Source organism: Breznakiella homolactica, assembly GCF_016616095.2.
In the GTDB taxonomy this organism is placed as follows: domain Bacteria; phylum Spirochaetota; class Spirochaetia; order Treponematales; family Breznakiellaceae; genus Breznakiella; species Breznakiella homolactica.
Genome location: NZ_CP067089.2, coordinates 350,286 through 364,051, shown reverse-complemented (window position 1 = coordinate 364,051; position 13,766 = coordinate 350,286). Strand labels below are relative to the sequence as shown.

Annotated in this window: 16 protein-coding genes; 3 read left to right on the top strand and 13 right to left on the bottom strand. The window is 54.8% G+C overall.

Annotated features, from left to right (window positions below; translation table 11 throughout):
• Positions 1-135: 135 nt before the first annotated feature.
• Positions 136-468, top strand: a complete 333-nt coding sequence (locus JFL75_RS01880; protein ID WP_215625004.1) for a hypothetical protein — start codon at positions 136-138, stop codon at positions 466-468.
• 72 nt (positions 469-540) lie between these two features.
• Here JFL75_RS01880 and JFL75_RS01875 read toward each other — a convergent pair whose 3' ends face one another.
• The 11 genes from JFL75_RS01875 to JFL75_RS01825 form a co-directional block, all read right to left on the bottom strand.
• Positions 541-1,176, bottom strand: a complete 636-nt coding sequence (locus tag JFL75_RS01875) for a flavodoxin (RefSeq protein ID WP_215625003.1) — start codon at positions 1,174-1,176, stop codon at positions 541-543.
• Positions 1,177-1,284: 108 nt separating this feature from the next.
• Positions 1,285-2,166, bottom strand: coding sequence for a LysR family transcriptional regulator (locus tag JFL75_RS01870; protein WP_215625002.1), 882 nt, complete (start codon positions 2,164-2,166; stop codon positions 1,285-1,287).
• A gap of 18 nt (positions 2,167-2,184) precedes the next feature.
• A complete protein-coding gene (locus JFL75_RS01865) occupies positions 2,185-3,165 on the bottom strand; it encodes an aldo/keto reductase (RefSeq protein WP_215625001.1) in 981 nt (326 codons plus the stop codon).
• Positions 3,166-3,315: 150 nt separating this feature from the next.
• Positions 3,316-4,344 carry a LysR family transcriptional regulator gene (locus JFL75_RS01860; RefSeq protein WP_215625000.1) on the bottom strand — a complete coding sequence of 343 codons (1,029 nt, stop codon included), beginning with the start codon at positions 4,342-4,344 and terminating at the stop codon, positions 3,316-3,318.
• Between the two features lie 71 nt (positions 4,345-4,415).
• Positions 4,416-5,231 carry an NHL repeat-containing protein gene (locus JFL75_RS01855; protein ID WP_215624999.1) on the bottom strand — a complete coding sequence of 272 codons (816 nt, stop codon included), beginning with the start codon at positions 5,229-5,231 and terminating at the stop codon, positions 4,416-4,418.
• Positions 5,228-6,226, bottom strand: coding sequence for an alpha/beta hydrolase (locus JFL75_RS01850; RefSeq protein ID WP_215624998.1), 999 nt, complete (start codon positions 6,224-6,226; stop codon positions 5,228-5,230). Before JFL75_RS01850 ends, JFL75_RS01855 begins: the two co-directional genes overlap by 4 nt.
• A 12-nt stretch (positions 6,227-6,238) precedes the next feature.
• On the bottom strand, positions 6,239-7,156 hold the full coding sequence (locus JFL75_RS01845; RefSeq protein WP_215624997.1) for an alpha/beta hydrolase: 918 nt from the start codon (positions 7,154-7,156) through the stop codon (positions 6,239-6,241).
• A gap of 141 nt (positions 7,157-7,297) precedes the next feature.
• The gene (locus JFL75_RS01840) at positions 7,298-8,308 is read right to left on the bottom strand and encodes an aldo/keto reductase (RefSeq protein WP_215624996.1); all 1,011 of its coding nucleotides are present in this window, start codon (positions 8,306-8,308) and stop codon (positions 7,298-7,300) included.
• 35 nt (positions 8,309-8,343) lie between these two features.
• Complete coding sequence (locus tag JFL75_RS01835) at positions 8,344-8,988, bottom strand: flavodoxin (RefSeq protein ID WP_223292744.1); 645 nt, start codon at positions 8,986-8,988, stop codon at positions 8,344-8,346.
• Between the two features lie 3 nt (positions 8,989-8,991).
• On the bottom strand, positions 8,992-10,110 hold the full coding sequence (locus JFL75_RS01830) for an alpha/beta hydrolase (RefSeq protein WP_215624995.1): 1,119 nt from the start codon (positions 10,108-10,110) through the stop codon (positions 8,992-8,994).
• A gap of 33 nt (positions 10,111-10,143) precedes the next feature.
• Positions 10,144-11,061 (bottom strand): cyclophilin-like fold protein, encoded by a 918-nt coding sequence (locus tag JFL75_RS01825; protein ID WP_215624994.1) that lies wholly within the window; start codon positions 11,059-11,061, stop codon positions 10,144-10,146.
• Between the two features lie 266 nt (positions 11,062-11,327).
• Between JFL75_RS01825 and JFL75_RS01820 the strand changes: the two genes are divergently transcribed.
• Both JFL75_RS01820 and JFL75_RS01815 read left to right on the top strand, forming a co-directional pair.
• Complete coding sequence (locus JFL75_RS01820; protein WP_215624993.1) at positions 11,328-12,002, top strand: response regulator transcription factor; 675 nt, start codon at positions 11,328-11,330, stop codon at positions 12,000-12,002.
• Positions 11,980-13,464: a sensor histidine kinase gene (locus JFL75_RS01815; RefSeq protein WP_215624992.1), complete on the top strand. Its 1,485-nt coding sequence runs from the start codon at positions 11,980-11,982 to the stop codon at positions 13,462-13,464. The genes JFL75_RS01820 and JFL75_RS01815 overlap by 23 nt, the downstream gene beginning before the upstream one ends.
• Positions 13,465-13,531: 67 nt before the next feature.
• On the opposite strand, the gene JFL75_RS20910 is transcribed toward JFL75_RS01815, so the two are convergent.
• Positions 13,532-13,648: a hypothetical protein gene (locus JFL75_RS20910; RefSeq protein WP_349629699.1), complete on the bottom strand. Its 117-nt coding sequence runs from the start codon at positions 13,646-13,648 to the stop codon at positions 13,532-13,534.
• Positions 13,594-13,740, bottom strand: a complete 147-nt coding sequence (locus JFL75_RS01810) for a hypothetical protein (RefSeq protein ID WP_349629689.1) — start codon at positions 13,738-13,740, stop codon at positions 13,594-13,596. The genes JFL75_RS20910 and JFL75_RS01810 overlap by 55 nt, the downstream gene beginning before the upstream one ends.
• Positions 13,741-13,766 lie beyond the last annotated feature (26 nt).

Genomic DNA, 13,766 nt, shown 5'->3' with positions numbered 1-13,766 from the left:
GATACCCCGCCCTTCAGGGCGTTTTTCTAAAATAAAGTATTGTTCATAGGGGTATCAAACCTACGACAATCCATACCTTGCAGAACCAACATACCCCGTTGAACCGAAGGTTCGACTTCAGGGCGGGGTTGTTGATTGGTTCTCCATAAATTCTTATCTGCCGAAGCCGGTGAGCATCTCCACGGTCTGAGGGTCGTAGTGGGAGAAGAAGGCGCTCTCCCCCTCGTCCAGCGCCGCGATGGCCGCCATATCTTTTCCGTCCAGGGTAAAGTCAAAGACGTTGAAATTCTCCGCCATCCCCTCCCGGCGCACCGACTTGGGAATCACCGCAGCGCCATCTGGGCGGAGGTCCACCCTTCCCTGGTTACCGTTCCCCTTAACTGTGATTACTCCATTCCCTACGGCCTGCTCTACGCCCTGGAACCGGAAGAGGACATCCTCCGGGTGGTGGTGGCCATCAAAAAATAAGGCAATAGGAAGTCTGACGCGTACCCCCTCATTACCGGCGGACCATAGTCAGACATTCCAAACCGCCGCCGCTTACCGCGCCATTCCTAGGCGGCGGGTCCACGCCGTTATATCGTTTTCCGATCTGCCGACAGTATTGCGGGAAATGGCCAGTCCGTTTCCGCTGACAGCGGCGTTTGGCTGCAGCCGGGTAATCGTTTCCACCGTGCCGGAAAAGCCGCTGCCCCCGTGGACCACAAAGGGTATGATGGTTTTTCCCGAGAGGTCGTACTGTTCCAGGAAACTGTAGAGCGGCATGGGCAGGTCATACCACCAGATGGGATAACCGAGAAAAATCGTATCGTAGTCACCGATATTCTCAATCCGCGAAGCAAGCCGCGGGCGGGCGTTACGGTTTTTTTCCGCCTGGGCCTGGTTAAGCAGGGGCGTATGGGTCGCCGGGTAGGACTGGGCCGTTTCAATCCGTACCAGGTCGCCGCCCACGGACCGGTGAATAATACCGGCAACGAACTGAAGGTTGCCGGAGATACTTCCGTTGACCGAAAGCCGGCTCGCGCCGGAAACCGTATCGGTTCTGTTCACTTCCTCGGATTCAGGCATGCTGAAGTACACCACAAGGATTTTGCCGTTCCCCGTCTGGGCGGTTAAATTCATCTGCGCGGCCGCGCAGAAAACTACCAACATAAAAAGCACTGTTTTTTTCATCATTGTATCTCCCTAATTACATCTATGGTAATGTTACACAATACCGGGTTGTCATGTAAAATACTTTGTTTTCATGGTTTTTAATGCCTAAAGTGTATGGTTATAAAAACGTTAATCCTGGAGAACAGTCTTAATGTGTTCCAGAAAAAGTTCACCTGCCCGGCTGAAAACCTTGTTCTTTTTCCAGACGAGTACATGGCCGGATGTCCTTTTCGGATAAAAGGGCACAAAGCGGATATTCCCGTGGGGCCGGATTGAGAGCGCTCCCTCCACACACACCGCGTATCCCAGGCCACGCTCAATGAGCGGCAGGGTGTTGGTCATCAGGTTGTTATAGCCCAGGATATTCAAGTTTTTTCCCTCGGCCCCCGCCCAGCTTTCAATCTCGTCGACCACGATATTCCGCCAGGGCACAAACAGAGGCAAGCCGGCAAGGTCGTTTACCCGGAGGTTTTTCTTTTTAGCCAGGGGATCGGCGGCGGGCATAAAGACGCCCCAGGTATCTTTACACGGCAGGTGGATATGGTCGTATTTGGCCGTTTCCGCCGGTTCGGCGAGGATGCCCATATCAATACGGCCGCAGTCGATTTTTCCGCGGATGCCGTCGCCGTTGGCGCTGTAAATCTCGTACCGCACCGCCGGATATTGGGAATGGAAGGCTTCGATCACGCCGGGCAGGAGCAGGGAGGCGGCGGTTTCCACACAGCCGATTGACACGGTGCCGCCGGTAATTCCGGTAAACGCCGCCATATCCCGCTTTGTCTTGTCCCACAGCCCGTACACCTCTTCCGCCCGCTGCCGGAAGAGCAGCCCCTCCGGGGTCAGGGAGACAGACCGCTTTCCCCGGTCAAAGAGCGCCGTGCCCAGTTCCCGTTCCAGGTCCATAAGCTGCCGGGAAAGCGTGGGCTGGGTAACGTGGAGGACATCCGCGGCTTTAGTAATATTCCCCTCCCTCGCGGCGGCGAGGAAGTATTTTAAAACGCGGATGTCCATTGGGATTTTTCCAAATACCTATATCGCGCCCACCACCCTGTGAGGGATGTAGGGTTCTTCCAGATAAGATACTTCCTCTTCCGTCAGTTTTACCGGCAGGGCCGCGACGGCGTCCTCGATATGGGAGACCTTGGTGGTGCCCACAATGGGAGCAACCACGGGTTTTTTCCGCATGAGCCAAGCAAGAGCGATATGGGAACGGGGCAGGCCGTGCTTTTGCGCCAGTTCGGCGACCCTGTCCACAATCACCTTGTCCGTATCCCTGGTGGAGTCGTATTTTCCCCGGGCGATTTTGTCGGTCTCGTACCGTTTGGTAGTATCCTCCCAATCCCGGGTCAGCCGGCCGGAGGCCAGCGGGCTGTAGGGGGTCACCGCGATTTTCTGGTCCACGCACAGGGGCATCATCTCCCGTTCCTCCTCCCGGTAGAGCAGGTTCAGATGGTTCTGCATGGACACAAACTTTGTCCAGTTGTGCTTTTCGGCGGTGTACTGGGCTTTCTGGAACTGCCAGGCGTACATGGCCGACGCGCCTATATACAGCGCCTTGCCGGCCTTAACCACATCGTGGAGGGCCTCCATGGTTTCTTCGATGGGGGTATGGTAATCCCAGCGGTGGATGATATACAAATCCACATAGTCCATGCCCAATCGTTTGAGGCTCTGGTCAATCTCGTGCAAAATCGCCTTGCGGGAAAGCCCCTGGCCGTTGGGTTTTTCCCGCATCCGGATAAACACCTTGGTGGCCACCACAACCTCATCCCGCCTGGCGTAATCCTTTAAGGCGCGCCCGAGGAACTCCTCGCTGGTGCCGTTGGAATAGCAGTTGGCCGTGTCAAAGAAGTTGATCCCCAGTTCAACCGCCCGCTTGATGATAACCCGGCTCCGGTCCTCATCGAGCACCCATTCGTGCCAGCCGGAGGCCGTGTCCCCGAAACTCATACACCCCAGGCAGACCGGGGACACATCCATCCCGGTATTGCCGAATTTTACATACTCCATGTTGTCCCTCCGTTGGGCTTTGAGAAATTTATTCTCCTATGCAAAAAATGTTGTTCAATAGTACAGGTTAATTATATGTACGCGGGAGTATCATGTAAAATACTTTGTTTTCATGGCAAATCATGCCCGAAGTGTATAGCTGGAAAAAGACTATTTTTGGAAGTTCCCTTTAATATGTTCAAGAAAAAGGGATTCGGTCTGGTTGAAGATCCTGTTCTTCTTCCAGGCCAGTACGTGGCCGGATGTCCGTTTCGGGGAAAAGGGCACAAAGCAGATGTTTTTGTAAGGCCGGATTGAAAGCGCTCCCCCCACGCACACCCCGTATCCCAGGCCCCGCTCAATCAGCGGCAGGGTATTGGTCATCAGGTTATTGTACCCCAGGATATTCAATTTTTTCGCGTCCCCGCCAATCCAGCTGGCAATTTCGTCGATGACAATATCCCGCCAGGGCACAAACAGCGGCAGCCCGAGAATATCCCCCACCCGCAGGCTCTTCTTTTTCGCCAGGGGGTCATCGGCGCGCATGATGACGCCCCAGGTATCCTGGAACGGCAGGGGAATAAAATCGTACTTGGCGGTTTCCACGGGCTCAACCAGGATGCCGATGTTGATACGCCCCGAATCAATCCTGCCGCGGATGCCGTCGCCGTTGGCGGTGTAGATTTCATACTGGACCGCCGGGTATTGGGCATGGAAGGACTCCAGCACATCGGGCAGGAGCAGGGAGGCCACAGTCTCCACACAGCCGATTGACACGGTGCCGGCCACCATGCCGTTATGCCCGGCGATATCCCGCTTCGCCTTATCCAGGAGGGAGACCATTTCCAGCGCCCGCTGCTGAAAGAGCACGCCGCTGGGCGTCAGGGTGACACTGCGCTTCCCCCGGACCAGGAGTTCGGTTCCCAGTTCCTGTTCCAGGTCCATAAGCTGCCGGGAAAGCGTGGGCTGGGTGACATGGAGGATATCCGCGGCCTTGGTGATATTGCCTTCCTTCGCCACGGCGAGAAAATATTTTAATATACGGACATCCATAGGAATTACAGAATAACAGCTTACGCCGGAATCTTCAAGGAAGAGACTGCGGCGCTGCCGGAATCCCTGGTATACAACTTTGGTAAGGATGGGTATATGACCATATTCTATCCCGCAGGTGATCGACTCGCCGGAAACACAGTACACAGACGCCGGTTACACCTTTGCCGTCGGAACGTACGGGAGCAACAAGCGTCTTGAATGCGGGCCATGGGTTGTTATGGTTCCACGATAAAGACCGCCCGCTGCCCCCAGTCGGCCACCATCACCTTCCCGGCCGACGGGGAGCCGGAAGTTTCCGGTATACGCACCAAGCCCACGGGGGTAATAAAACCCTCCGCCACGATTTCAGCTCTGCCGTCGAGAAAGACCCGCCGCACGGTGGTGCCGCCGTAATCCGCCACCAGCACCGCGTCATTGCCGTCGGCTATCATGCCCGGGGCGGGGCTGCCCAGGGCGTCGCTGATGAGGGTCACCCTACCATCCGCAGAAACCCGGTTGACCCCGCCGCTTAAGGTGCTGACCACCAGGCTGTTGTCGGCGAACCGGACAATGCCCACGGGCTGCCGCAGTCCCCGGGCCAGGACTTCCGTGCTGCCATCGGAAAAGACCTTCACTATCTCCCCGGCCTCACGGTTGGCGGCGTACAGAATCCCGTTGTGCCACAGCAGCCCTGCGGGGACATTGAAGCCCGAAGCGAACACGGCGGGGGTCTTTCCTTCCCCGGGTTCAAGAGTATAAATCAGCCCTTCATAATACGAGGCGATATAGAGCACCCCCGCATCATCGAAGGCGAGCCCCGAGGGATTGCGGATGGCCCGGGTAACAACGGTGCGGTTTCCCTGGCCATCGTATTTGCAGACCCGGCCCGCTCCCCATTCGGCGATGTAGAGAAATCCCCCGGTATCGTACACCATGCCCACGGGGTTGCGCAGGTCGGTGATGACAGGGGTCCGTTCGGTAACCCGCCCCTGGGCGCAGAGTCCGGCGCCCAGGACCACGAGAAGTAGCGTTATCATAGAAAGCTTTTTCACAGCTGGTTCTCCCAGAAATCAATTGCCCGGTATATCCATCCCTCGGCGGGGGTGCCGGTGCCCAGGCCAAAGCCGTGGCGGGTGTTTGGGTAGCGGTGGAATTCCACCGTGACTCCGGCGTTTCTTTGATTATTGATCCGCCGTTCCATCACCGCCGGGCTTGCGATGCCGTCCAGCTCCCCCACATAGGCGAAGGTGGGCGGGTCGCCGGGACTGTAATCCCCGTGGCCGGTGTAGCCCATCACCACCGCCGCCGGCCTGGGCAGGCTGTCCCCGCCGTAGTAGGTGCTGCCCCGGGACCCGAGCCGGGCGGCCATCCGGGCGCCGGCGGAGCCGCCCCAGAGGGAATAATCTTCCGTACCGACCCCCAGGGTTTCGGCGTTCCTGAAAATATAGGACAGCGCCGCCGCCAGGTCTTCGCAGGCCCGCTGTTCTCCCCCGGTGCGGTACTTTATCACAAAGGCGTTGTACCCCCTTCCGCTGATTTCCCGGGCCAGGGGCAGTCCCTCATGGAGGGAGCCCACGTAGGACCAGCCGCCGCCGGGGCACACGATGGCGAAGGGCGCTCCGGGGTCACCCCGGAAGAAGAACAGCCCGGTGTTGTTTTTGTCCCGGTCCGCCTGTTTCTGCCGGGCGGTATAGTAGTCGTAGAAAATGGCCTTCCCCTGCTCCGCGTCATCAATCAGCCGGTTAAGGGAGGTTACCACCTCGGCGGGGTTTACGTTGTTGTGATAGGGCATTAATGACGCGATGTTTGAAATCCGCGTATCGTAATGTGAAGTACTATTATCCCGGGGCAGCAGGCGTTCACCGAAACCGCTGAATGCCGGGTGATTAACCATGTCCCCTACCGTATTTCCGGCGGTGAGACGGCTGTTGTTTTGGCTGCTTTGGGCCTCCATATGTTCTCCGCATGATAGGAACACTGTAAAAAAAACCAGCATGGCTATCTTTCCCATTTTCATCCTATTGCCATTGATAAGCAATCTTCTCATTTCCGTCTCCTGTTAATTCTGAAAAACCCCGTCAAGCCATTGGGCAAAGCCCGGTACCCAGCCGCCCCTATAGCCGAATCCATGCCGCAGGCCTTCCAGGATTCGGGATTCCACCGGCACACCGGCTTGCCGTACCGCTCTCGCGCAGGCTTCAATCTGGCCGCGGAAAGTTTCTTCCGAGCCGTACAAAAAATAGGTGGGCGGTAAATTGGATTCGGCGAACTTTGTAACATCCGTGGAAGCGACGCTTAACCGTCCATAAAAAGAATAGACCATACCGGCCGCTCCCGCGTCGGCGGATACCCTGTCCAGTTCATCGGGTACATAGTTTTTGTCCAGGGTAGTCCCGTTTACCAGTCCGTCAAAATTGAGAAGCAGTTCGCCGCAGAGGATGCCGCCGGCGGAGAACCCGATGACGGCAATATTGTTTTCATCCATTCCCAGGTCCTCCGCGTGGACGCGGACATACCGGACCGCCCGGGCCAAATCCAAGGCCCCTTCTTCCTGCGTGTATGGCCGCAACCGGTAATTGACGATAAAACTATGATACCCCAGCTCGCTGAATTGTTCCGCCACGGGTAATCCGTCTGTTTCGGCCCGCACCTGGAACGCGCCCCCCGCGCAAAGCAGTACCGCCCCCTTCACGTTCACACCGTCCCTGGCGGGAACAAACACCATATTGGGGCGGAAATCCGGGGGGTCAAAATATCCCGAACTGTTCCGGGGATACACGGTCGCGGACGGCATATTTCCGTCCGCCCAAAAATACGTGACCTCCCGCAATGGGAATTGATCGGCAATAGTACTACTCTTTTCGCCTGCTTCCGGCATTGGTGAATTCGCTTCGGCAATCTTCTTATCCATTGAACATCCCGGCAGGATGGCTATTGAAAAAAGCAGGTACACCAATGACGTTACTTTTTGCTTCATATTAAGCTCCATTTAGTATCAGAGTTGTTCGATAACTGAAGTTATCGAACAACTTCCGCTGAAAAATGCATGTTTTGTGGCCCTTAAGCCACAAAACTGCAAAGCCGATTTCAAAACTAACCAAGTTTTGAAATCGGCTCGCTACTCCTGACTATTAAAATCCATGGGCCTGCTATAAGCATTGGTATTTGCTTCCTCGTTCGGACTTCTGTGGTCAAAGATTAGCTCATCTGTATCAAAGGTACTTATCCGCTGCATTTCTTCGATAGTTAATTCAAAATCAAATATTGTGATATTTTCTAAAATATGAGCAGGGTTACTCGAACCTGGTATTGCAATTCCGCCTGATTGAAGATGCCATCTCAAAATGATTTGTGCGGCGGTTTTGCCGTGTGCTTGGGCGATAGCTAGAATGATTTCATCATTAAACAGGCTTGCCTGTCGATTGCTGCTATTGCTACGACCGCCAAGAGGGAACCAGTCTTCCATAACGGTGCCATAAGGCTTTATATGCTCCTGCAGTTCGGTCTGTTGAATATATGGATTTCTTTCGACTTGTAAAACGGCTGGCGGTATAGTTGCTACACGCATAATATTATCAAACTTATCCTGATAGGTATTTGAAAGACCAATTGAGCGGACTTTCCCTTTACTTATTGCCTTCTCCATGGCTTGATAGGCCCCCATATAATTGCCGTATGGTTGGTGGAGCAATAAAAGGTCGATGTAGTCTAAACCTAGCCTTGCAAGGGTATCATCAATTGCTTTATCAACATTATCGTAGTCGCTTGGCCACAATTTTGATGTGACAAATATCTCTTCTCTGGGTACACCCGATCTTTTAATCCCTCGCCCAACAGCACGTTCATTCATATATGCGTTGGCAGTATCAATTAATCGGTAACCATACATAAGAGCGTGATATACGGATTCTTCAGCTTGCTCCGATGTTAATGCAAAGGTACCGAGCCCTATTATAGGCATTTCAATGCCGTTATTTAGTATGACGGTTCCGCTCTCAAGATTAAAGGATTGCCTGTTAGCCTCTTGCGCCCCCTCCTGGGTTGGCGCCCCTCCGGCGCAGCCGACAACGAGGGAAAGTATAATGGCCATGGAGACGGCCATGATTAATTGGTTTTGTTTGATTCTCATAATAACATTACTCCTTCGGCATTACGCCGTTATGATTATTGACCCAGGTTTAGGCGGCGGGTCCAGTTGCGGACATCGGTTTCGGCGTTTCCCACCCTGTCCCGTGAAACGGTAAATCCGTCGGTAATCACGGTGGCGTTGGGCTGTAACCGCGCGACCGTGCGGATGGTATTCGCGAACCCGCTGCCCCCGTGGGCGGAGAACGGCACGATGGTTTTTCCGCTGAAATTGTTTTCCTCAAGAAAGGTATAGACCGCCATGGGCAGGTCGGCGTTCCAGATGGGGAAACCCAGGAAAATCACATCGTAATTGCCGGGGTTGGGGACCCGTCTTTTTAAGGGGGGCCGGGCATTCAGGCGTTTTTCATCGGCGCCCATGGTCATAAGCTCGGGCCGGGCGGGATAGGCCTGAACCGTCTCGATTGCGAATAAATCTCCGCCCATGGCTCTCTGAATGCACTGGGCGAGAAACTGCGTATTGCCTACTACCTCGCCGTTCCTGACGACCCGGCTTGCCCGGGCAACCGCGTCAACCCCATCCGGTTCGGGATTGGTGAAATAGGCGATGAGAATCCGCTGTGAACCGGCTGAGGATTGGGCGTACACTCCCGGGGCGTTGTAGAATTGTATTACCAGCATTAGTGAAAGAATAGAAATTATTGAGTATACATTTTTCTTCATATTTTAGTCCCTTTTATCAAGCCCGTTTTCATTCATCCATACGGACAAATGATCGGCTAACTCTAGATTATTTAACTCCGCAAACAAAAAGTGCGTGTTTCCGTATATTCCGATTTTAGGCAGCTCCACCATTACCGCGTTACCGCCGTATGTATTGATGGTATCGACAAACCTGCGTCCCAATTCCAGCCGGACGCGCCAATTTTCCGCGCCTAAATCGTCGGAGATTTCATCCGCTTCGGGAATGTAATCGCCGAAATAAATGGCGATGGGGATTCTGGTTAGCTTCATAAATTCCACCATGGGGATTCCGACGCCCCGCAGTGCGCCGGTTCTGCTTGGCAGCGAATCCGGCACTTCGCCCTCCGGGAAGAGATAGTTGCCCGGCTCATAAGAAACGACCGCCGCTATTTTGCTCGTTTCCAGCGCCGCCATCCAGCCGGGAAGTCCGCCCTGCGAATGGGTGAGCAATATCCCGTCGCCGGATTTTTCAAAAACACTGGCTGTCGCTCGGGCTATTAACGCGGCGTCAAAACCGCCGGTGTTGGGGGTCATCCATCTGAAGAATTGTTCCAAGCTATTTTCATCTTTCGGAAACTGCACTCCCTCGGCATAGCGCGGCGAACCGCCGGACCAATGGCCCATACGCCAAATTTCAAACCACATCTGTTCATCCGCCACAGGGGTAATCGCCGCTTCCACGGTGCTCCGTCCCGCCTGTCCCCTTCTTGGCTGGTCAATCAAATAGGTGCTGAAACCGCGCTTAAGAAAAATATTCTGAAATCCGTCCCTGCCGTCGGGGGTGGTCTGCCAGCTCCGCGCCGACTGCCCCGCTCCGTGCAGGAACGCCATGGCCAACGCCCGGGGGGTTTCCGGTATCTGATAGAACACCGATGCATGATCGCCATGATAGGTTTGTCCCGCGGGGTATGGCTGCCAGTTGTTAAAATTCTGGCTTACATAGGTTCCGCCGGTTTCCATGACCGTGCCGCCGGCGGAAAAACTTCCCTGCTCCCGGATGACCATTGCGTTTTCATCGCCCGGTTTTACCGTGGCGCAACCGGCGAGGCAGCACAGGAATACCGCCGCCATTACCAGTGAACCCCATTGTTTTTTCTTCATACATTTACTCCTTCGTTTTATTGCAAGTTATATTTAGTTTACTGATTCAAATGTTACTTTTACGGGACCGGGATAGGAGGCAAGGGCTTGTACCCCGGCAGCGTCAAGCCGGGCCAGCACCTCGACCCCGGCCCTGATGCTCCGTCCGTCGTGGGAATGGAAAATCCCCATGGTGGGACCGGGGTGCCAGTAGACGATGTCCCCGATTTCGTATTCGTACACGGGATTCAGGAGGTTTGACTCGCTGAGGCTGAAGGGCAGATAGACCTCCTTCTGCCGGTTTAAGTGTTCGGCCATATCAAAGCTCACCGGAAGCCGGGAGAGGAACTCCTCGGCGGCGGGGCTTTCGACCACAGCGGCGGAGATGGTTTGGCTGTTATCCAGGGAGATGGTGAGCCGCCGTCCGTCCTGGCGGCTGGTTGCCCTTTCCTTATCGATGGTCACCTGCACCGTGCCCCGCTGGGAGGCGAACGCCGCGATGCCCTCGGCGTCAAGCCGGGCCAGCACTTCCATACCGGCGCTGATAACATTGCCGTCGTGGCCGTAGAAGACCGCCAGGGTCGGTCCCGGAGGATAATAGATAATGTCGCCGATTTCATAGGCCTGCTGTATGTTCGTCAGATTGTCCCGGTTGAGGGCCGGCATGGGGCCGTGTTTTTCCCGGGACCGGTAGTCGGTCATGTTGATGGTCAGGGGAAGCAGGGAAAGAAACTCCTGCGACGCCGGGCTTTCCACAAGCGGAGCCCTGACGGTGGTTCCGTTTACCGTTATGGTAAGGCAGGCCGCCCCGGCCGCTTCGGAATTTTCTTCCGCCGGCACGGCCTGATTGGATGCGGGAGCGGGAACAGCCGCTGCCTGTTCCGCCGCGCCGCTGTTGGAACCGCAGGAGGTAAACAGGACAGACAGCAGCAGAAGCGCCGCCGGTATACCACACAAACTTTTCAACTTCATAAAAACTCCTTCGTTTTTCGTTATAAAAAACTCTAACCGGCATTTATGATAATTCTGTGATAAGAGACGCAAAGTTTTGTGTGAAATATAAACAGGCGTATTCCGGGAGAGCCCGGCCTTGCGGCTCCATCATACGGTATTGGCCGGTTTCAATTGTGAGGGAATTGTGAAAAAAGCGGCAATCTTCTGTGAGGATTGGGGATAAAACCTTGTTCGACAGAAGGGGATATTCTACTATAGAATAGAATCAGAGAGAGGTGCATTAGATGAAAAAGCTGTTGGTAGTGGATGATGATAACCATTTGCGGGCGCTGGTAAAAACCTACGCCGAGCTGGACGGGTTCCACTGCCGGGAAGCGGAAAACGGCGCCCAGGCGCTGGAAGCGGCGGAGCAGTCTTCCTTTGATATTATCGTGCTGGATGTGATGATGCCCGGCAGGGACGGCTTTGAGACCCTGGCTGAACTGCGCCGCTTTACCGGGACGCCGGTGATAATGCTTACCGCCAAAAAAGAGGAATACGATAAACTCATGGGATTCAACCTCGGGGCGGACGACTACCTGGCAAAACCCTTCAGCCCCAAGGAACTCATGGCCCGGATAAGGGCGGTCCTCAAGCGGGCCGGGTCTGTGCCCGGCGGTTCTCTGAAATTCGGGGGACTTGAGATACAGGAAGGTTCCCACACGGTCCTGCTGGACGGGGCGGCGGTTTCCCTGACGCCCAAGGAATTTGACCTGCTGCTGTTCTTCGCCAAGAACAAGGACGTGCTGCTTACCAGGGATGTGCTGCTTAAGAATGTCTGGGGGTACAACTATTTCGATGATATGCGTACCGTGGATACCCACGTTAAGTCCCTGCGCAAGCAGCTCGGGGAATACCGGAATTATATAGCCACCGTATGGGGAGTGGGGTACAAGTTTGAGTACAAGAAAGAAAGCTGAAAAGAAGGCCAATCTGTGGACCTATCTTAAAAGCAAACTGATGCTGCGCCTGTGGGCGGGCAATATGCTTCTGGCGGCCATCGCGATTCTCTTTTTATGGGTGGTGCAGATTCTCCTGTTTGAGCCCAACTACGTGAATACCACCAGGGAGGAACTCTTTACCCGGGTGCAAACCAACGCGGTGGAGCTGGAATACGTCGAGCAGATTGATCCCTACAACTCCAATAATCCCCTCCACTTTTTGAGCAAGATGGTCATCGGCACGGTGTTCCTGGTGGACCGGAACGGGGAAATCCTCTTTGCCTATAACGGCGGCAGGATGAACAATCCCGTGGGCATGGAAGGGCCCTACGCCTGGCTGATTAACCACTACGCCGAAGTTATCGCCGGCAATACCTATACCGATGTGGTGCAGCTCTCCAGCTCCCGGGCCATAACGGCGGGAGTACCGGCCATCTACCAGGGTGAGCCGGTGGCTATCCTGCTGTACCACTCCATGACCCAGATATACGCCATGCAGCGCCTCAACCGGCAGCAGCTCTTAACCCTCAGTATCATCCTGACCCTGGTGGCTTCGTTGATTTCCTTTATCCTGGCCCGGCATTTTTCACGGCCGATTCAGAATATCAAGGGTACGGTTAAACGGCTTACGCAAGGGGACCTCACCGCGGTGCCCCAGGTGCGCCGCAGCGATGAACTGGGGGAGCTTTCCGATTCCGTGGAAGAACTGGGACAGGAACTCCAGCGGGTGGATGTGCTGCGCAAGGAGGTTATCTCCAACATCTCCCATGAACTGCGGGCGCCCCTGGCGCTCATCACCGGATACAGCGAAATGGTCCGGGACGTTACCGGGCCGGACGAGGTGCAGCGGAACAGGAACATGGACCTTATCATCTCCGAGGCAAACCGCCTGAGTCAGATGGTGGATGATATCATGGATTACTCCCAGATGCAGGCGGGCTATTCAGAGCTCAAGCTGGAGCTGTGCAACCTCTTTGATTTGGTTGAATCCGCGGTGGGCTACGGCCGGGAAGCCGCCCGGCAGTACAATATTGAGATGCTTCTGGAAAGCTACTCCCAAGACATTCCCCTGCGCCTGGATGCGTTAAAAATAAGCCAGGTTCTGCGCAACCTGCTTAACAACGCCATCAACCACACGGAAAACGGCAAGACTATTGAAGTGGGAATCACGAAAAACGAGACCGCGGTCTGTGTGGCGGTGACCAATCCCGGGGAGGAGATTCCCCCGGAACAGCTGGATGAAATCTGGGAGCGTTACCGCCGGGTCCAGCACCAGGGAGGCCACCGGGAAGGCACCGGCATAGGGCTGGCGATTGTCTCCACCATCCTTTCGGCCCACAACATGGACTACGGGGTGGAATCGGGGAACGGGTTAAACTGTTTCTGGTTCAGCGCCGCGAAAGAGCGGATAGTGGAGTTTTCCCCTTGGGAAAACTCCTAAGCTGAATCGAAATCATAGATTTCGATTCAGCGAGGATTCCGGGGAGTAGATAACCGATACGGTATTGTCATTTCCAATTGATGTGAAGATTCCTTGATTTATGGGCGCAGTCGGAAAGGTACAGATTTATCAGGTCCTGATAGGGAATTCCTGTTTCTTCCGCTTTCTTTTTGAAGTATTCAATTGTATCAACATCAATCCTGATGGTGATTTGCTTTCGTAGTTTTTTTCATAGGGATTGGGTTTTGATTTGGAAAAAACATATTCAGGTTTCATTTTGGCCTCCTCATCATGGGGTCGGC